At 59.1% G+C, this 19,998-nt stretch carries 16 protein-coding genes; 10 read left to right on the top strand and 6 right to left on the bottom strand.

Features of this window, described 5'->3' with window-relative positions:
• Positions 1–20 precede the first annotated feature (20 nt).
• The 4 genes from GSQ77_RS15510 (at position 21) to GSQ77_RS15495 (ending at position 4,446) form a co-directional block, all read left to right on the top strand.
• Positions 21–959: a DUF535 family protein gene (locus GSQ77_RS15510; RefSeq protein ID WP_158903626.1), complete on the top strand. Its 939-nt coding sequence runs from the start codon at positions 21–23 to the stop codon at positions 957–959.
• A 25-nt stretch (positions 960–984) separates the two neighbouring features.
• Positions 985–2,826 carry an ABC transporter ATP-binding protein gene (locus tag GSQ77_RS15505; protein ID WP_158903625.1) on the top strand — a complete coding sequence of 614 codons (1,842 nt, stop codon included), beginning with the start codon at positions 985–987 and terminating at the stop codon, positions 2,824–2,826.
• A 63-nt stretch (positions 2,827–2,889) separates the two neighbouring features.
• Entirely contained in the window at positions 2,890–3,834 is a 945-nt protein-coding gene (locus GSQ77_RS15500; RefSeq protein WP_158903624.1) for a beta-1,6-N-acetylglucosaminyltransferase, read from the top strand.
• A 33-nt stretch (positions 3,835–3,867) separates the two neighbouring features.
• A complete protein-coding gene (locus GSQ77_RS15495; RefSeq protein WP_158903623.1) occupies positions 3,868–4,446 on the top strand; it encodes a phosphatase PAP2 family protein in 579 nt (192 codons plus the stop codon).
• 16 nt (positions 4,447–4,462) lie between these two features.
• On the opposite strand, the gene GSQ77_RS15490 is transcribed toward GSQ77_RS15495, so the two are convergent.
• Positions 4,463–5,392 (bottom strand): LysR family transcriptional regulator, encoded by a 930-nt coding sequence (locus tag GSQ77_RS15490; RefSeq protein WP_158903622.1) that lies wholly within the window; start codon positions 5,390–5,392, stop codon positions 4,463–4,465.
• A gap of 213 nt (positions 5,393–5,605) precedes the next feature.
• Between GSQ77_RS15490 and GSQ77_RS15485 the strand changes: the two genes are divergently transcribed.
• From GSQ77_RS15485 to GSQ77_RS15470, 4 genes are all read left to right on the top strand, one after another.
• Positions 5,606–7,102: a UbiD family decarboxylase gene (locus GSQ77_RS15485; RefSeq protein WP_254067642.1), complete on the top strand. Its 1,497-nt coding sequence runs from the start codon at positions 5,606–5,608 to the stop codon at positions 7,100–7,102.
• A gap of 18 nt (positions 7,103–7,120) precedes the next feature.
• A complete protein-coding gene (locus GSQ77_RS15480; protein ID WP_158903620.1) occupies positions 7,121–7,750 on the top strand; it encodes a UbiX family flavin prenyltransferase in 630 nt (209 codons plus the stop codon).
• A 220-nt stretch (positions 7,751–7,970) separates the two neighbouring features.
• Entirely contained in the window at positions 7,971–9,350 is a 1,380-nt protein-coding gene (locus tag GSQ77_RS15475; protein ID WP_158903619.1) for an MFS transporter, read from the top strand.
• A 21-nt stretch (positions 9,351–9,371) separates the two neighbouring features.
• A complete protein-coding gene (locus tag GSQ77_RS15470) occupies positions 9,372–11,006 on the top strand; it encodes a methyl-accepting chemotaxis protein (protein WP_158903618.1) in 1,635 nt (544 codons plus the stop codon).
• 15 nt (positions 11,007–11,021) lie between these two features.
• Here GSQ77_RS15470 and GSQ77_RS15465 read toward each other — a convergent pair whose 3' ends face one another.
• Positions 11,022–11,444 carry a VOC family protein gene (locus GSQ77_RS15465; RefSeq protein WP_158903617.1) on the bottom strand — a complete coding sequence of 141 codons (423 nt, stop codon included), beginning with the start codon at positions 11,442–11,444 and terminating at the stop codon, positions 11,022–11,024.
• Positions 11,445–11,682: 238 nt separating this feature from the next.
• On the opposite strand from GSQ77_RS15465, the gene GSQ77_RS15460 reads away from it, so the two are divergent.
• Together GSQ77_RS15460 and GSQ77_RS15455 are read left to right on the top strand one after the other, a co-directional pair.
• The gene (locus GSQ77_RS15460) at positions 11,683–13,044 is read left to right on the top strand and encodes an MmgE/PrpD family protein (protein WP_158903616.1); all 1,362 of its coding nucleotides are present in this window, start codon (positions 11,683–11,685) and stop codon (positions 13,042–13,044) included.
• Between the two features lie 63 nt (positions 13,045–13,107).
• Positions 13,108–13,815 carry a GntR family transcriptional regulator gene (locus GSQ77_RS15455; RefSeq protein WP_158903615.1) on the top strand — a complete coding sequence of 236 codons (708 nt, stop codon included), beginning with the start codon at positions 13,108–13,110 and terminating at the stop codon, positions 13,813–13,815.
• Positions 13,816–13,856: 41 nt separating this feature from the next.
• Here GSQ77_RS15455 and GSQ77_RS15450 read toward each other — a convergent pair whose 3' ends face one another.
• The 4 genes from GSQ77_RS15450 to tcuA all read right to left on the bottom strand — a co-directional run bounded on the left by GSQ77_RS15450 (position 13,857) and on the right by tcuA (position 19,923).
• The gene (locus GSQ77_RS15450) at positions 13,857–15,323 is read right to left on the bottom strand and encodes an MmgE/PrpD family protein (protein ID WP_158903614.1); all 1,467 of its coding nucleotides are present in this window, start codon (positions 15,321–15,323) and stop codon (positions 13,857–13,859) included.
• Between the two features lie 2 nt (positions 15,324–15,325).
• The gene (locus GSQ77_RS15445) at positions 15,326–16,720 is read right to left on the bottom strand and encodes an MFS transporter (RefSeq protein ID WP_158903613.1); all 1,395 of its coding nucleotides are present in this window, start codon (positions 16,718–16,720) and stop codon (positions 15,326–15,328) included.
• A gap of 141 nt (positions 16,721–16,861) precedes the next feature.
• A complete protein-coding gene (locus GSQ77_RS15440) occupies positions 16,862–18,340 on the bottom strand; it encodes an MmgE/PrpD family protein (protein ID WP_158903612.1) in 1,479 nt (492 codons plus the stop codon).
• Positions 18,341–18,441: 101 nt separating this feature from the next.
• On the bottom strand, positions 18,442–19,923 hold the full coding sequence (gene tcuA / locus GSQ77_RS15435; RefSeq protein ID WP_158903611.1) for an FAD-dependent tricarballylate dehydrogenase TcuA: 1,482 nt from the start codon (positions 19,921–19,923) through the stop codon (positions 18,442–18,444).
• Positions 19,924–19,998 lie beyond the last annotated feature (75 nt).

The following is a 19,998-nucleotide window of genomic DNA, read 5'->3' as shown; positions in this document are numbered from 1 at the left end:
GAATTGTTATGTCATCTAGTATGAGCGAACCACCAGTACCTCTGCTGCAAGAGAAACCCGTCTCTTCAGTGAGCAGGGTTTGGGAGAAAATCAGACATGTTTTTCTCGAAAATAACTTGTCGAAACTGTTACTGCTCATTTTAAATATCCGTAGTCATTGGGCGCTATCACACGCGATGACCTTGGCAGGATTGCCGAAAGAAGCTGAGTTCTATAAGTCCATGCGCTTTCGCTATCTCCGGACTTATTACCTGGGCGGTAGATTTTCAATCGCCGCGCGGCTGGCTATTGCCACACACCACTACATAACTGTCGCCAAGAATTTTAAGCAAGAATTTCTCGTGGCGTCCCGGGGACACGGTTACAAGCTATGGAACAAAGAAACCGAGGGCGAAGTCTTTGACATTCATTTGAGATTTCCTTACGCGTACAACTACGATGGCGACCTTTGTCTAGCGCTGGGCTCGCAAGGTGAGGATGCCTACATCGTCACCCTATCGATCGCGCCTGGACATATCGTCAATTCCGCAGAACGGCGGGTTTTGCTTATCTCCGGGATCCAAGGCATCGCCGGAAAAATAGATACCATCCGTAAGGTCACCGAAGTTTGCAATAACGTCTCGCCGGTGCACTTACTGATCATGGCGGCGGAAGCCCTCGCGGACACCGTGGGCGCCTCGGCAATTGTCGGAATCGGCAATCGCCAGATGCCGAGTGATCAAGGCCCGAAAGATGATCGCCACGCCTTCGACTACGATGCGTTCTGGATGCCCATGGTGGGTAAGGATGCGCCGGAGAAGACATACCACATGCATTTGCCGTTTATGGACAAGCCCATTGAGCTCATACCGGCCAAGCACCGAAGTCGTGCGCGCAAGCGTCGAGAATTACGTAATCAAATTCGAGAAGACATCCATACGCAAGCGTTTTTCGGCCTAAGGACTAACTGCCTGAAATAACGCGAGATGGAACGTCCATTCATAGATGCCGGGTCACGTTGATGACCGTCGAATTTTAGAAATTAGAGGTGTAAGCATGGCCAACGCGCCACATAAATTTTCAGGTGGAATGATCAGACTCTACGGTCACCTCTCTGTGACTCGCCGCGCGCAATTAGTGGGACTGCTTTTCCTAATGATAGCGGGCGCGCTAGCAGAGCTGGCGACGCTGGGTGCCATCGTGCCATTTCTTGCATTGATGGCCGATCCCAGCAAGATCACCAGATATCTTTTTTTGAAACAATTATTCGGTACGTGGGGCGGACCCAATGGCCCGGTGTTTCTCGCGGCCATCTTGTTCGGGTTTATCGCGTTGGCGGCAGCTGCGGTGCGCGTGCTGCTGACGTGGGTCGGCACCAAAGTGTCTTTCGGTGTTGCCTATGACCTCGGCATAGACATCTACCGGCGTACGCTGTATCAATCCTACGAATACCACGTGGCTCGCAACAGCAGCGAGATCATCGCCGGCGTCAACAAAGCGCAATTAGTGGTCAACAATTTAGTCTCGCCACTGATTGCGGCAATGACCGCATCTATCGTCGGGGCGGCCATTCTCGCGGGATTGCTGGTCGTCAATCCCATCATTGCATTGTCTACCATCATCGGGTTTGGCTCGCTCTATGCGGCCATCATTCTCACGACACGCCGTGTGTTGCTCCATAACGGTAAAGTTATCGATAGCGCCGAGCAAGCGCGCGTGCAAGCTATACAAGAGGGGCTGGGCGGTATTCGCGACATATTGATCGACAGCTCGCAAGAAGTCTATGTGCGGCGCTTCGAACAGCTCGATCTCGCCTTGCGTCGAGTCCAAACCACCAACACGTTTATCGGCAATGCGCCGCGCTTCGTGATCGAAGCATTGGGCATGCTGATGATCGCGGCTCTTGCCTGTATCTTGAGTACCAAACCCGGTGGGTTGCTCGCTGCAATGCCGGTCTTGGGTGCGCTCGCAATCGGTTCGCAGAAACTGCTCCCACTCACGCAGCAAGTCTTTTACGGTGTGGCCAGTATTGAAAGCAATAGCAGTATGTTGGATAGCGTGCTCGCTCTTCTTGAGCAGCCGGTCATGCAAGAACATGCATCCAACGTCGAGCCGGTCATTTTGCCGTTCGAGCGAAATATCAGTTTGGACGACGTCAGTTTTCGTTACTCCGCCGATGGGAAAAGTGTCCTGGACCACTTGAACCTGAACATCGAGAAAGGCAGCCGCATCGGCTTCATTGGTAAGACCGGCAGCGGCAAAAGTACGGCACTGAACCTGATCATGGGATTGCTCCAGCCAAGCGGCGGCTCGATCCTCATCGATGGCGTGGCGCTAACGCCTGCTAACCGCCAAAGTTGGCAAATGCGTTTGGCGCACGTGCCGCAGGTCATTTACCTGGCCGATGCCTCTATTGCAGAAAACATCGCATTTGGGATCGAGCCTCGGCTGATCGATCACGATCGAGTGCGAGAGGCGGCCCGCAAAGCGCATATCGCCGATCATATTGAAGGTCTGCGCGAGCAATATTCGACGATGGTGGGCGAGCATGGCGTACGTCTGTCGGGCGGGCAAAGGCAACGCATCGGCATCGCCCGAGCCTTGTACAAGAAGGCAGATGTAGTTGTTTTCGACGAAGCGACTAGCGCCCTCGATGACGGGACGGAAGGCCTGGTGATGGATGCCATTAATGAACTTGATGCCGATTTGACGATCATAATCGTCGCACACCGCCTGTCGACCTTAAGTGTGTGTGATTGCATTTTTGAATTGGATAACGGGCGACTGCTGAAACAGGGTAATTACGACGATATGACAAATAAAATATTATCGATTTCCAAAGCCTAAAGTGGCGATGCGGGTAGATTAATTTATTTTGGATAGGCGAAATACCTTAAGCAGAGAGAGTCCGTGAAAATTGCTTATCTGATACTGGCACACAACAATCCGACGCATTTTCACCGCCTAATCCAACGTTTGTCGTCTGAAGACGTGTATTTTTATGTACATATAGATGCCAAAGCCGATTTGAGCTTGTTCCGTGGCATTGCGCATCCCCGTCTGCGTTTCTGTGAAGAGCGAAAGGACTGCGCCTGGGGAGATATTTCCCTGGTAGATGCCACACTGGCATTAGTGAAGATGGCCCTGGAGGACGAAACTCCGTGCGATTACTTTGTCCTATTGAGCGGGGCCTGTTACTCACTACAGCCAACCGGGTACATCGACGCCTTCTTGACGGCCAGGAAAGGGCAAGAGTTTATTGAAGTATTTGCTATGCCAAATGCAGAATATGGCAAACCCATGCAACGATTAACCCATTTTTGGATCAGAAAGAGCAAGCCGCTACTGGGTCTGAAATGGCGGCTGCAACGCCTCATGAATAAAGTGATTGTCGCGAGGGATTATAAAAAGGGGTTGAATGGCGCGCAGCCTATGGTTGGCTCTCAATGGTGGGCGTTGAGCCGAGAAGCCCTTACCTTTATTACCCTATTCTTGAGGAATAACCCGCGATTTTATCAATTTTGCAAAAATATCGACTGTCCGGATGAGTTTGTTTTTCAAACCATATTATGGAACTCGCCATTCAAAGAGAAAATCAGTCATAGCCTGACGTATACTCACTGGCTGCCTGGCAAGGTCGGCCCCGAAAATATCGATGCCAGTTATTTTCCCGTTTTTCGTCAGCCGGTGATATGCGATTCGCAGCAGAATAACTGTCCGAACGAAAAGCACGAAGTGCTTTTTACTCGGAAATTCACCCACGCCGCGGGCGATTTGCTAGACAAAATGGACGAGATCATTTCGGCCAAGGAAGGTCTGCGCAAGTCATCGATGCTGTGTGTGGACATGCGTTAAACTCCCGTTCTTCTTTCGATCAAGCAAATGCCCATGTGGAGCACCATCAGCAATATCGGCGATGCCGCACTGACATTACCCATCGCCGTGATGTGTGCTGTCTGGCTGATGCTGTCTGATCGAAGGTTGGCTGTGCGCTGGATCGCACTTTTAGCCGCCGGCATGGCGCTCGTAGGGATCACCAAGATCCTGTACGCCGGCTGCGGAATCCAGATCTCCGCGATCGGTTTTCGCGTGATCAGCGGTCATACCACCTTGTCGACCGCGGTGTGGACGGTCGCCTTTGCACTGCTGTTTCGAGCGATGGGGGGTAATGCGCGTCTAGGGGCTTGCGTCGGTCTGCTGGCGGGTTTGATCACTGCCGTCGCGCGGGTATTTGACCATGCGCATGCGATCCCTGAGGTCGTCGCCGGTTGGTTTTTGGGCGCTGCGGTTGCTGCGCTTTTTGTCGGCGCGTTTACACGCTCCGAAATCAAATTGTATCGACCGTCTATCGCGGCCGTCGGGCTGTTGTTTGTCACGACCGTGGCTTATGGACACCACGCGCCTTTTCAAGCGCTCATTGAACATTACTCTCCGGGACTATGCGCCCGCGTACTGTCGAATCTTTGAGTTCTGCGCCGAGATTTCAGCGGCGCGCAGCGCCGGAGTCCAGCGTTGCCTTGCTCGACATCCGAGCGAGTTCATCTGCGATGATAGCGATCAGAGTTTGCGTCGCCATATTCAATGGCCGTCGCGGATGGCTCACGCATATGATATGTCGCACGATACGAGGTGAATGTATCGGGTAAGTGCGCAACGTCCCTGCGCGTACCGCGCGCTCGACCATGACGCGTGGCAGTATGGTCGCAAAGCGCGTGTTCTCCACCAGTTTTACGATCGCGTTGAGGACGTCGATTTCGAAGCGCGGTGCGAGCAACACGTCTTCGTGCTGCGCGGCGGTATCGAGTACTCCGCGCAAGCCATGCCGTTTGGTCGGCAACACCAGTTCGAATTCCGGCAAGCGCGCGAATTCGATCTGCGACGGCAATTCCGGGCCATGCTGCGCGCTGGTCGCCAGAACCATCTCTTCGTCCAGCAGCGGCTGCGCATCCAGCGACAAGCGGGCGCGCGGCTTATTGATCAGCGCAGCATCGAGCTGCCCACCTGCTACCCAATCGATCAGCGTTGCGCTGTAGCCGTCGGAGACGGTGACTTCAACATGGGGATACCCGTCATAGAAGCGTGACAACGCGTCGGCCAGCACGCTTTCCGTCACCGAAGCGATCAGGCCGATCGAGATATGACCGGTGACGATCTCGTCGCGCTGCACGAGTTGCGCACGCGCATGCACGAGGTCGCGCATGATGGGCAGGTACAACCGATACATCAGACGGCCTGCGGCCGTCGGCGCCATGCCGTGTGCACTGCGCTCGAACAATTGCTGGTTGAGCTCCTCCTCGAGCTTCGCGATTTGCATGCTCAGCGCCGGCTGCACGATGTTCAGGCGTTTCGCCGCGCGCGTGACCGAGCCGTTTTCGAACAGGGAAATAAAGTACTGAATTTGCTTGATATCCATATCGCTCAGTCCGTCGGTGGTGCGCGGGGTGATTCACGGGGTGATTAACGGGTTGATTCACGGGTTAATTAACGTTAACGCGAACATCAGTATTTATGATTGCTCCGATCAATAAACAATATTATTAATTATAGCTTCCTGTCGTTATGCTGTACTCGGTATTTCGTGAACCGCCTTCCCGATCCTGGGTCGCGGACACTGATGGAGACATGCATGACGACGACCAAGCTCGGGGGCAATACCCCTGTCGACTTCGCCTGGGCAAAACAGGGCAGTGCGCTGACATTGCGCGATTGGCTCGACTATTTGCGCGCCAGTGGACGGATGGCGACCATAGACCGCGGAGTTGCGCTGGAGCACGAGTTAGCAGCGATCGCAAAAAAACTCGATGGCAAGAAGGCGGCGATGTTCATGAACGCCGGTGGTCATGCGATTCCTGTTGTCAGCGGATTCATGTCCCGGCGGTCGTGGATCGCCGAAGCGATGGGCGTGCCGGAGGCGGAATTGCTGGAGCGCTTTCGCACTGCTGCTGAGCATCCGATTGCCTCGTGCGAGGTCGACTCCGCCAAGGCCGCTTGCCAGCAGGTCGTGGTGACGGAAGGCATTGATTTGAATGTGCAGTTGCCCATACCGGTTCACAGCGAACATGATAGCGGTCCGTACATCACCGCTGGACTGGTGATTGCGCGTAACCCCCGCACTGGGGTGCAGAACGTCTCGATCAACCGCATTCAGGTACATGCTCCGGACCGGATGGCCATACTGCTGTTGCCGCGTCATCTGCATGCTTTTCAAAAAGCGGCGGAAGCCGCCGGCGACGCGCTTGAAGTGGCGATTGCGATCGGCGTGGACCCACTGACCATGCTGGCATCCCAAGCGATCTCACCGATCGATTTCGATGAGCTGGAGATCGCGGGAGCCCTGCACGGCAGGCCGCTATCCGTGGTCAAGTGCGTAAGCAATGAGGTACGCGTGCCGGCCGATGCGGAGATCGTGATCGAAGGCCGGATCCTGCCGAATGTGCGGGAGGCCGAAGGTCCGTTCGGCGAATTCCCCAAATACTACAGCGCGCGCGAAGAGCGCGAGGTGATACAGGTCGATGCGCTCACGCATCGCGCCCAACCTATTTATCACACCATCGTCCCTGCGGAAATGGAGCACCTGCTACTGGGTGCAATTCCACGCGAAGCGACCTTGCTTGCGCACTTGCAGCGTAGTCATCCGGGCGTGAAGGACGTGCATCTATCGGTGGGCGGTGTGTGCCGCTATCACCTGTGGGTGCAGTTCGAGAAGCGACGCGAGGGGGAGGCGAAGAATGTGATCCTATGCGCCTTCGGCGCGCACTACGACATCAAGCAAGTGGTCGTGGTCGATACTGACGTCGACATTCACGATCCGGCTGAAATCGAGTGGGCGATCGCCACGCGTTTTCAAGCCGATCGCGACCTCGTGGTGATCGCCGGCGCCCAAGGTTCGCCGCTCGATCCGTCAACCACGGTGGGTCAGCCGGCCGATGCGCCTTCGCATTTGCAGGGAATCAGCGCCAAGATGGGGCTCGATGCGACGCGGCCGGTGGTGTACGAAGCGCATGTATTTACGCGTGTGCGCATCCCCGGCCAACAGGATGTCGATCTCGACACCTTGGTGGCTTCGGACAATGCGGCCTATGAGCGTTATATCAATGCCGCCGCTGATCGTGCGCAAGCCTGAGCGGGAGAGGACGTGGACATGACTCCGCATAAAAAGCCAGCGCGAGCGCGCATTGTCGTCGGCATCTCGGGCGCCAGCGGCGCTGTCATTGGCGTGAGCTTGCTGGCAGCGTTGCGCAGGTTGGGCACCCATGAGACACACCTGATCGTGTCGCAATCGGGGGCGGTCACGGCCGCGCAGGAGCTAGGATTGAGCAAGTCCGCCCTGGAAGGCCTCGCGGACGTAGTTCACAACGTGCGCGACATCGGTGCGGCCGTGGCCAGCGGCTCCTTCCTTTCTTGCGGCATGGTGATTGCACCGTGTTCGATGAAGACGCTGGCAAGCGTCGCCAACGGCTACTCCGACAATTTGCTCACACGTGCGGCGGACGTCATGCTCAAGGAGCGTCGTCGGTTGGTGCTGGTCGCACGGGAGACACCCCTAAACCTGGCCCATCTGCGTAACATGACGGCCGCCACTGAAATGGGCGCGATCATCATGCCGCCGGTGCCGGCGTTTTATGCGCATCCCCGCACGGTGCAAGACGTGGTCGATCATCTGGTCGGACGCATCCTCGACCTGTTCGATGTCGAGCATCAGGAAATTGCGCACCGATGGAGCGGGCTGGCCGATGAATTCGGCCGTACGCAAACGCAGGATAAGGCATGACGCCGCGGTATTGCGCTCGCCCCATGCGCACGCGCAACGGTTCACGATCGAAACGCAAGCCAGCATTTTGCGGTAGCTAAGGGCAACGCGGCAGCAAGGGGCAACGGTTCTGTACGTGCCTTGAACACAATAAGAACGTGCTGCGTCTTTGATAAGGACGATGGCAAGGTCAACCGTCGGCAAAGGGCCAAGTGGCCCGCTGCCGACAACGGAGACGCAGATGAGTGTAATAGCGAATCAAGGTAGCGCCGTGCCCGCCGTTAGCCAAAGACAAGTCATCGTTGCGGTCGTGGCGTCTTGCCTGGGCTGGGCGCTCGATTTGTTCGACCTGTTCGTGCTGCTATTCGTGGCGCCGTTGCTGGGCCGCTTGTTTTTCCCCTCAGACCACGCGATGTTGTCGCTGGCGGCGATCTACGCGTCGTTTTCGGTCACGCTGTTCATGCGTCCCTTGGGATCGGCACTGTTTGGTTCCTATGCCGACCGGCATGGGCGCAAGGGTGCGATGATCGTCGCGGTTTCGGGTGTGGGCTTGGCAACAGCGGCGTTCGGGGCGCTGCCGACCGTGGCTCAAGCCGGGATCCTCGCGCCCATCCTGTTTCTCATCCTGAGGCTGGTGCAAGGCATCTTTGTCGGTGGGGTGGTGGCTTCTACGCACACGATCGCCACAGAATCGGTTGCGCCCAGATATCGTGGTGCCGTTTCCGGGTTGGTTGGCGGGGGCGGCGCCGGGCTGGGCGCGCTGATGGCATCGCTGACCTATTTCGCCATGTCGTCGATTTTCACCGGCGCGCAGTTTGACGTGTGGGGTTGGCGCTGCATGTTCTTCACCGGGATCATCAGCTCGGTGCTCGGGGTCGTCGTGTTCAGCAGCCTCGATGAATCGCCGTTGTGGGAGAAACTCGCGGCGCAGAAACGAGCCCGCGCGGCCGCATCCGACGGGGCCGCGCCGGGCGCGTTGATCCGCTCTCCATTGCGCACACTGTTTTCGCGCGACTATCGCTCCATACTGCTGGTCAATTTGCTGCTCACCATCGGCGGGGGGAGCGGCTACTACCTGACGTCCGGCTACTTGCCGACCTTTCTAAAGCTGGTGAGTCATGCCCCCAACAGCGCAGCATCGATCATCCTCATACTGAGCAGTATCGGTGTCATCATCGCTTCGGTTGGAGCCGGGCACTTGAGCACCTTGATCGGCCGCAAGACGACCTTCCTTTGGTTCAGTGTGGTGCGGCTGCTCGTTCTCCCCGCGCTGTTTCTCCTGTTGCCGCAGACCCAAAGCATAGTGATGATCGGCGTGTATGCGGTAGTGCTAAGCGCCATCGGCAGTGCGAGCTATGCCGCCATTCCGATTTTCCTGAACGAGCGCTTTCCCACGGCGATACGTTCGACGGGCACCGGGTTGTCGTGGAATATCGGCTTTGCCATCGGTGGCATGATGCCAACGGCGGTGTCATTGGTGGCAAAATCGCCCAGCGAGTTGCCAGTCACGCTGGCGTGTTTCGTCGGTGCCGTTAGCGTGATCTTCCTGATAGGCGCACTAGCCGTCCCTGAAACGCTGGGCAATCTCGATCGCGTCACCAAGGCGGACGAATCCGCATAGTCTGCATAACAAGAGGTGGGAATGAATTTTGACCGCATGAAGGTTAAGTCCAAGCTTGCGCTAGGGTTCGGCGTTTTGAGCGTTGTCGTGTTCGTCGTGTCGGGTCTTTCATTAAAGGCCCTCAGTGAGTCGAACGACCGATTTTCCAGTTATGTGCACGGCATCAATGGACGTGCCGAAGTGGTGAACTCAATTCGTGCGGCGGTCGACGCGGGTGGCATCGCGACGCGTAACCTGGTGTTGCTTACCAAGCCGACCGATATCGAGAGTGAGAAAGCCGTCATCGACCAAGCCCGCAGCGATGTGAACAAGCAACTGCTCAAGTTCAATGAGATGGTGGCCGCTACCGATAACATGACGCAAAATGCGCGCAACCTCGCGGCCGAACTCAATCGAGCGGCAGCGCTATACGGCCCCGTCGCGGCCGATATCGTGAGTTTGGCGCAAAGCGGTCAACACGATGCGGCTGTTGCAAAAATGAATGAGCAGGGACGGCCATTGCTGACGGCGGTGGTCAAGGCGACAAACGACTACTTGGCTTCCTCGAGTGGACGAGCGGCGTACTTGCTGGAAATGTCGCAAGCGAGCTTCGAAACCGAGCGCACTATCTTGATCGCCATTTGCTTTGCGGCCGTGGCGGCATCCGTTCTTGCCGGACTGCTGATTTCAAGGAGCTTGACGCGGGCACTGGGCGCCGAGCCGGCCGCCTTGAGCGAGATCACCGAACGCGTGGCCGGTGGCGACTTGAGTTTGATAGCCGGCGCTCAACAGGCGCCCGCGGGCAGTGTATTGGCCTCGATGGGCGCGATGCAGGGCAGCTTGATGCGCCTCATCTCCCAGGTACGTGCGGCGGCGCATGGCATTGCCACAGGATCAAGCCAAATCGCGGCAGGGAATCTGGATCTGTCGTCGCGAACGGAAGAGCAAGCCTCCTCGTTGCAGGAGACAGCCGCCAGCATGGAGCAATTGACCTCCACGGTGAAGCAGAACGCTGAGAATGCAGAGCAAGCCAACGTGCTGGCTACGACCGCATCCGGGGTGGCCAAGAAGGGCAGCGCGGTGGTGGGGAAGGTTGTGGCGACGATGGACGAAATCAGCAAAAGCTCGACGCAGATTGCCGATATCACCGGGATCATCGAAGGGATTGCGTTCCAGACCAACATCCTCGCGTTGAATGCGGCCGTGGAAGCCGCTCGCGCTGGAGAACAGGGGCGCGGGTTCGCGGTGGTGGCCAGCGAGGTCCGTAGCCTAGCGCAGCGTTCATCGAGCGCGGCCAAGGAGATCAAGGAGTTAATCGCGACGTCGGTGGGGATGATCCAGAATGGTTCGCTGCTGGCGAACGAAGCGGGCAAGACCATGACGGAAGTCACGGACGCAGTGGCGCACGTCGTGGGGATCATGGAGGAGATCGCGGCGGCTTCCAAAGAGCAGAGTCGCGGCATCGAACAAGTCAATCAAGCGGTGTCGCAGATGGACGAGGTCACACAACAAAACGCCGCGCTGGTGGAACAGGCGACTGCTGCGTCCCAGTCGTTGGAGAACCAGGGGCATAGTCTTACGCAATCGGTTGCGTTATTTCGGCTGGAGGGCGGTCCGACAGACACGTTTGTCAAAGGACGTGTCGATGCACGAGGGGGCCGTCCAGCCCTGGCGTAAATTATTCCGCTTTAACTATTCCGCTTTCGCCCGCGGGTCGAAGTCAAACTCCAGGCGTATCCCACCCGGTTCGTAAATCATGGTGTGCCGCTTGGGTCCAGCCCCCAAGGGTTCCGGTGCAAATTCGACCTTCACGCCGGGCCAACTGGATATTTTGGTGTAGATCTCGTTGAGCGCTTCTTCACTGTGCACGCGTAAGCCGAGATGATGAAGACCCACGTTCGTCTTGCGGTCAAACTCCGTGCGGCTTGACTGATTCTTTACCTCCCAGAGTGTAAGCAAAACCTTGCCGTCCGACACGAAGGCCGCCGGATAGTCAGGTTTCTCGCCGACTTGCGTCCATCCCAGGCAATTGATGAAAAAATCACGCGTCTCCTTCAGGTCGCGCACTGTCAGGCCAAGGTGGTCGATGCCTAGTGTTAAGGGTTTTGTGGTCATTTTCAGCCTCCGGGTTAGGTGCTCAGGGAATGTTACTGCAGAAGAGCGATCGCTGTAGGGCTGCAACCGGGGCTGACGCGCCCCTCTCGACCACCCCTATTTATCCACGTCATTAGCAGCGTTTGACTACGCTACGCGATATACTAGATTGCGTACTAATGTATACACAAATGCGTTATAGAGATCCGGCCGAACGCGGATCATGCGTGGCATTGATGGGGCAATCTGGAGACCCGATATGACCGAAACCCTGACCCGCGACTTCGTCGACCTCCTGTCATCCTGGTCTGCCGACGACCCGGAGCTGGTGGCGCGCTGCCAATTGCTGGTGACGGATGGCGTCGCCGTTGCCGTAGCTGGCGCTACCGAGCGAGGCCCCACGCTGATGGCGGAACTGATGCGCGAGGACGGCACGAGTGGCCCCGCGACCGTGATCGGGCAGGGGTTCAGCGCACCGGTCGCGATTGCCGCGCGCGTGAACGGGATGGCCATGCACGTCCTCGATTTCGAGCCGATGTGGAATCCGGCGAATCACGCGATGTCGCCGTTATTGCCCGCGCTGCTCGCGCTGGCGGAGCAACGCGAAGCCGCCTCAGGTGAGCCGCAGGGCCGCGCTGTTCTGCGCGCGCTAGCTAAGGGCATCGAAGTTCAGGGCCGGCTGCGCGTGTCGTCCCAGCAGTTCGAGCCCGGGCGCCTGCAGTTCCACCCACCGGGCATAGTCGGCCCGATTGCGTCGGCGTTTGGCTGTGCGACGCTGCTGGGTCTGGACGCCGAAGCCACCACGGCGGCCATCGGCATTGCCGCGTCGCGCACGGGCGGCCTGCTTGCCAACGTCGGCTCGCATACCAAGGCACTGCATTGTGGCGATGGTGCGGCTCACGGTCTTGAAGCCGCGCAATTGGCACAACGTGGCTTTACCGCGAATCCGGACGCGCTGGGTAACCCGCGCGGCTGGGGCAATGCGTTTTTCGGCAGCAACTTCGACACCGCCGCGTTATTGGCGCCGATCGGCAAAGGTCGTGCACTGGTGCCAGGCCCCGCGTGGAAACTCTTCCCGTCGCAGTTCGCCACGCATTACGCGATTACCGCCGCGCTCGATATACGCGCGCAGATCGCGCAGTTCGATGCCGCGCGGATTCGCCGGATCGAATTGCGTGCGCCGGTCATGCCTTACATCGACCGGCCCGCGCCCGACTCGGGCCTGGCGGGCAAATTCTCGTGGCAATACACGGCCACCATCGCGCTGCTCGACGGCGCGGTCGAGCCCGAATCGTTCACCGACCAGCGTCGCCATGCCGACGATGTCAATGCTATGCTCGGACGTTTCGAATTGACTGGCGATCCCTCGATCGTGGGCGATTGGGAAAACATGTTTGTGGAAATGACGGTGCACCTCGATGACGGGAGTGTTGTCGCCACACGTTGCGACGCGCCCATCGGCAGTTGGCGTCGCCCGGTTGCCGCTGCTGCGGTTATCGCCAAAGCCACTGGTCTGCTCGAGACGACGTTGGGCAAAGATCGGGCACGTGCTGTATTGGCGGCATCGACGCAGCCCCCGGAGCGCTTCAGCGTACGCGAGTTGATGGCGACGCTGCGATAAGCACGGCGTGCTGAAATATCGAACCAGACTTTAACTTGACGAGTTTATTTGAGGACATGACGTGTGACTGAGAAAACCAGCCTGACCGCCAACGGCACCGAGCTTGCGGCCGACTCCGGACATGGCTCGCTGGCCCAGTATGTGTATGCGCAGTTGCGTCAGGAAATCCATGACCGGCAACTGGGAGCGGGTGTCCGGCTGCGCGAGGTCGATATCGCGGCACGGCTCAGCGTGAGCCGCACACCGGTGCGTGAAGCGCTCAAACGGCTCGAAGCCGAGGGCCTCGTGCGTTTTGCGGCACCGCGTGGATTCGTCGTCACGCAACTGTCGCCCGCGAAAGTCATGGAGCTGTATGCGATGCGCAAGGTGCTCGTGGGCGCAGCAGTGCGCTTCGCGGCGGAGCAGGCATCGCCGATCGAGATCCAGTCGATGCTGCAGATCCTCGGCAAGCTCGAAGGCGCCACCAAGCCCGAAGAGGTGGCGACGCTGAACCACCGCCTGCACGAAACCATCACCGCCGCGGCCCATAACGAGTATCTGTATAAGGCGGCCAACGTTTTGAGTGACGCATTGGGCTTGCTGGGTACAACAACCTACTCGATGCCTGGACGGATCGCCAGCGGCTTGAAGGAAAACCAGGAAATCGTGGCGTGCATCGCGCGACACGATCCGGATGGCGCGGAGCGCGCCGCGCACGAACATATTCGCGCGGCCACCGCGCTGCGGCTGCAATTGCTGTTCGGCAACGAATCCGGCGAGACGCCGCAGTGAGTTGAAGGCGAGGTTTGCAGCTTTGAAGGAGAGGTTTTCAGCTAAGCCCGCAGCAACTGCGTGATAGTGCGCACCGAGCGCCGTCCCGGCGCGAGCAGCACTTCGAGCAGCGCGTCGACGCGGTCCGCCGTCAAACTTAAACCGGCGGTGCCACGGAATTTGGCGGCGATATCATCGACCGTCAATGCCCGCTCACCACTGCCCAGGTTCACCGCGATATGGTGCGTATGCGCGCAGCCGTCGGCTAGCCGCACGGTGACGCCTCCCGAGAAATAGCGCGGGAACGCGGAGAGCGGGTCCACCACACATCGCACCTTGGCAGCCAGACGCAGCACCAGCGGATCGACCAGACTCTCGTCGCTGAGTTCTGCGAGTCCGAAGCGGCCTCGCGCAAGGCAGGTCGCCACCACGAACTGGGTGCTGAACTTCGCGTCGTAGTCCGTTTTCGGAACCTGTTTGATGGCTGCCGGCTCGGCCACGATAGGCAACGTCTGCACGGGCAGATAGCAGATGATTTCGCTGATGCGCTCGATGTCGCCGAGGGAGTCTCCCAACGAGCCTCCCAACGAGTCTCTCAGGATCAGCGCGGCCTCGGCACAACCATGAATGAAATGGCACACGGGATAGGGTTTGATCGCCGTACCGAGCAGGCTCCATTGCGTACCGAGACCCACGCCGATCGACGCAACATCGACCGACGCTGCATGCTCCTGCAAGTGAGTATCGAATAGACCGAAGCGTCCCTCGTACGGCCGGGTGGGACTGGCGAAACCGTTTTGAGCGAGGTGCGCGGCCGTGATGCCGGCCAGTGCTCCCCAGCCCGGATGCAGGCGTTTGGTCCAGGCGCCTTCTTCGAGGAAGACTTGCACGCCGGCCGCCGTGCTCGCCGCAATGCCCTGGGCCGCGGTCAACTGCGCTGCATTGAGACCGAGCAACTTGCCGGCCACGATGGCCGCGCTGAAATGCGAGACGATACCTGTCGCATGAAATCCGACGTGATGAAAGCCGCCATCGACCGCGGCACCGAGACGAATCGCGGTTTCCATTCCTGCGGCGTAGGCCGCGAGCAGTTCATCCCAGGACAGGTCACGCACCTCGGCAATCGCGAGAGCAGCCGGCAAGCATGCGACAGTCGGATGAACGATGCTCAGCGGATGAGTGTCGTCGAAATCTAGGCCGTGAATCAGATAGCCATTGGCCAGCGCGGCGTCGCGCGGTGCCAGCTTCTGCGTGCCGCCGATCACGGTCGCGTCGCCCGCGGCACCGGCTGCCGCGATGCCGCGTAGCGCAGGCTCGGCAAACGGGAAGTGCCGCGAGGCGAACGCAAGGCCGATGGCATCGACAATGTGATGCGTCGCCTTGAGCCGCACGTCCGCTGGCAGCGCGGAAGGCTCAAGTGCATAAGCGAACGCCGACAGGCGTTGCGCTGCGCTGAGCCCGTCAGAGCCAGGTGTCACACTCTGCGCATCCGCGCCGGTGTCATTGCCTGCACTGAGATGAGTCGCCATGATTAGTGATCCGAAGTCTTGAACTGGGCACCGGTGAGCGCATCGCCCTGCAGGCTCGGCACAATCGGATTGATCACCTCGAGGCGTTGTCCGGTCGTCTTCGCGCCGAACGCCAGCGTAACGACCGCGGTGGCAACCCATGCGCCCGCAATGTAGACGAACACCCACACGTAGCCGAAATTCAGAAAGATCCCCGCCACGATAAAGGAATTCGCCACGTTCGCCAGCCGGCCCACGCCATAAGCGAAGCCCGTGCCGGTGTTGCGAATATCAGTGGGATATTGCTCTGGCGTGTAGGCATAGCACAGTGCCGCGAACGTCTGGATCAACATGCCGACGAGGAAGCCGAACGTAACGATCAACACGGGCTGGAAGCTCAAGCCGTAGAGCAGGCCGAATACGGCAATCACCGCGGCCGTGCCGGCGATGGTGTACTTTCGCTCCAGCCGGTCGGACAGGAAGGTGGCGATCAATGCCCCCGGCACCGCACCGATATTGATCAGCGTGATGTAGGTCAGGCTGTGCACGATCGTTATCCCGTGCGCGACGAGCAGGGTGGGCACCCAAGCTTGGAAGCCGTAGAAGCCTAGCGTCTGGAACATCCAGATGGCCCACAGCGTCATGGTCCGCTTCCGATAGGTTCCGTTGAACATCGCCGTCCAGGACGCACGAATCTCGGTGGGGTGCGCGACCATGACCGGTTCCGGAAGATGCCCGACCGAGCGCAAGACTTCTGCCTCGATTTTCTTGAGCGTCTCGTCAGCTTCCACCATGCGGCCCTGTCGAGCGTACCAGCGTGGGGATTCCGGGAAGTGCTTGATGAACGCCAGGAATACGATGCCCAAGGCGCCCCACACGAAAATCCAGCGCCAGCCATCGGGCCCGGACGGCACGACCAGGCGTGCCACCCAACTGGTGATGGGAATGCCGGCCAGCGCGATCACCAGCGCCCAGCCTTGCCAGGTGCCGCGGGTTTTAGCTGGGAACATTTCCGCGATATAGGCCATCACGACGGCCGTGGCCGAGGATATGCCGACACCGGTCAGCACCCGCGTGACAAACAAGGTGGGAATGCCGGGCGCGAGCGCATTGGCCAGTGAGAATACGGAGTACGCCGTCACAAAGATAATCAGCGCGCGCTTGCGGCCGATGCGGTCCGACAGCATGCCGCCAAACGTGGCGCCCAGGAACATGCCGAAGAAACCGGCTGATGTGAGCATCGCGATCTGCGAGATCGTCAGCCCCCACTCTTTGACCAGGGCGGGCGCTGCATACGAAAACGTGAAGATATCACTGATGTCGAAGAAAAACGGCAGGCTGATCAGCAGCAACAAACGGCGGTGAAAGCGCGAAACCGGCAGCCGGTCGACGCGTGCGGCGATGAGTTCGTCATTCATGGGAGGTCTCCTTGAGCATGCCGGCACTGCCATTTTTTTCGTCAATGAGGTGGTCAATGAAGCCCGCCACCTGATTGGGAGTAACAATGTCTGGCATGTCTGTCTCCGTTTTATAGTGCAGTTTTTACTGCTCGATACGACTTAGGGCACCCAGGTCTCCGCCAAGGTGTTGCCCGGTGCCGGTGCGAAAGTCTTCGCTCCTGCGGCTGGATTTCCCGGCAAGCTGCGCGATGCGAGCAGGCGAGTGATCTGACTGATATCGGCGACTGTCTCCAGCGATTCCAGCCGCTCGTATAACGGCATCACCTCGGTCGGCGCTAGCGCTCGCTTGCTGCAGTCGTTGAATTTTTCCCAGAGTTCATCGGCGCTCAGCGGGTTGTCGCCGCCGCGCCCGATCATGTCGTCGACCCGGCGCGTGACAGTGCGGCCGTCGCGCAATGTCAGGCTGACTTCGGCGCCGAACTGATGGGGAGAGTCTTCCGGCATGTCCGGATGCGCGTTGGTGCGCGTAATTTTTAACAGATCGAGAATGCGCGGCTCGTGGTGCGCATCGCCTTCGAAATGGCTCAGCCGCAATGTGCCGTCGAGCAGCGCGCGGGCCACCGCGTATTGCACGCTGAATTTCGCGGCAAGCGAGGTCTGCGGATTGGGGTTGTCTGTGTGTGGCAAGCGGCGCATGTGGGATTGGATGTGAATTGACTCGATGTCATCGGCGTTCACGTGTTCCTCATGCACCAGCAGCAATGCCATCGATACGGCGGGGTGCGTGCTGCCGCAGCACGGGAACTGCTTCAGGCCCATCAATGCGCTTTCGATCTCCAACGGTGCTGCCCAGTCTGCGAAGATCCGGCTAGCGTCGAAATTGCCGACGCCGTTGAATGCGTTCAGAAAGCCCTGTTTATGTTCGATCGCGAGTGGATTCGCGGTGAAGCCACGTTCGGCCAGCAGTACCGCCAATAGCCCGCTTCGGCTGCTATGACCCACATGCAAAGGCTTGGTCATGGTGCCGAAGTTGGCCTTGACGCCTGAGGCCAGCGACGCCGCCAAGCCCAGGGCGATCGCGATCTTGTCGACGTCGAGGCCGATCAGGTGACTGACGGCGGCTACGGTGCCGAAGACGCCTAGTGTCGCGGTGGGATGCCAGCCCTTGTCGTAGTGATGGAAATTGACGGCGCGCGCGATGCGAATTTCCGTTTCGATGCCGACCACGTAGGCGCGGATTAGCGCCTCGCCTGATAGGTGCTTTTCTTCGGCGACCGCCAGAAGCGGCGAGACCAGCGGCACCGAATGGTGGCCGCCCATGATCGAGCTGAAATCGTCGTAGTCCAATGCGTGCGACGCCGTGCCGTTGATGAAACTGGCGTCGAGTGCCGACGTCTTGTGTCGGGTGCCGAACACCGTTGCCTCGCCAGGCCCGTCGCCTACGCCAGGCGTCTCGAGCAGAATTTTCGTGCACGGTTCCGCTGAGCCGGCGAGTGTCACACCTATCGTATCGATGATCGCTGTGCGCGCCGCTTTTAACGCCTTCGGTGTGACCTGCGATTGCTTGAAATCATGAATCAGGTGCGCCAGTCGTAACGCTATTGGTTCCGATTGGTGATCCGCGGTTGAAGCATGCATTTCGAGTCCTCCCTGGCCGTCCGGATTTGTGTACGACTGCCTTGCGACTACCCTAAGCGACTGCCTTAAACGATTGCCTTAGCGGGTCCATACCCGCGAAGTCAAGAGCGTGCCGACGTGCGGCCCGCGATCCGGCCAAATGTCGCACCCGACACCAGCCCTGTGCCGGCCGGATAGTTGTCGTAGAACAGACCGCCGACCATTTCTCCGCATGCGGTCAGCCCCGGAATAGGGCGCCAGTCCGTGCCCACCACGCGCGCTTGCTCATCGACCTTCAGTCCGCCGAATGTGAACGTAATGCCGCCCGTCGCCGTGTAAGCGTAGTAGGGCGGCGCGTCGAGTCGAATCGCCCAATTCGTTTTTTCCGGCGTGAGCCCGGTGGTGCTTAACCCGTCCTTGCCTGTTGGGTCGAAACCGTCGGCCGCATCATGCGCGGCGGCGTTGTACGCGTTCAGCGTTTTCAGCGCGCGTGGCTTGTCGTCGATGTCGAGTTGTGCGACTAACTCCTCGAGCGTGTTGGCCGTCAGCGGATCACTCGTCGAATAGCGTGGTTCGAGCAAATGTACTGTCTTCGAATCGAACACCTGGTAAGCTTTTGCGCCCGGTTCCGCCAAAATGGCGCGGCCGTATTTAGCGTACGTGAACATCGCGCCATCCTCGCCTTCATCGACGAAGCGCAAACCCTTGCGGTTGATTAGTACACCATAAGGGTAGCTCAGGCGGTTACTGCGGTCCGTCAATTCGCGTGGTGCGAAATTGCCCCAGTCTGCACTGATCGGTGTGGCGTGACAGCCGCTCCACTGACCCCACGGCATCGCACCGATTTCGAGCGCGATCCGCAGCCCGTCGCCCTGGTTATGCGGCGTGCCGCGTACCTTCGCCGCGCCCACCAACGGGCCGATGTGCTGCGTGCGCATCTGGACATTCGCTTCGAATCCGCCGCAACCGAGCACCACCGAGCGACCTTTGATTTCGCGGATGCCCTCGTTGTCGCGTACCTTCACCCCGCATACGCGGCCTGTCTGGTCCTGCAAGAGGCCGATGACCGCATTGCCGTATTTCACCTCGATGCCCAGCCGCTCAGCCGTGGCGAACCAACTGCGCGACAAGCCCACTCCCTCATGTTCAGCACGCACCACCAGCCCACGCGCCCAGATGATCTTGCTGCCCTTGCGTACGCCCGTGAGGCTCACGGCAGGCTCCATCTTGATCTGGCCTGCCTTGTGCATCCAGAACACAGTGTCCTTCGAGTTATCGACCAAGATTCGCGACAGCACCGGGTCTGTCTGGCCGCTGGTCACTCGCATCAAGTCGCCGTGGAAATCGTCGCGCGTGTAGGGTTGGATGCCTGAGTAGAAGTCGTCGAACTCCTTCTCTACGCCGGGGAGCAGAGGCCCGAGTTCGTTCGGATCGTCGAACGCGAAGCGGAACACGCCGCCGCTCCAGTGCGTATTTCCGCCTCGCATCTCACGTGGAGCCTTTTCCAGCACCAGCACGCGCTGCGCGCCGTTTTCGCTAGCCGACACTGCGGCGGCCAGCGCTGCGTTGCCAGCTCCTACTACGATCACGTCATATTCGGCCATTCTGCAGCTCCTGTTCACTGTCAGTTGAAATCGCACCGCGTGCGCGGCCGGATCTCCAGCGTTGTCGGCGGGCGG

Source organism: Burkholderia sp. L27(2015) (genome assembly GCF_009765705.1).
In the GTDB taxonomy this organism is placed as follows: domain Bacteria; phylum Pseudomonadota; class Gammaproteobacteria; order Burkholderiales; family Burkholderiaceae; genus LMUX01.
The sequence above is the reverse complement of the archived record's forward strand: the minus strand, read 5'-3'. Positions and strand labels throughout refer to the sequence as shown.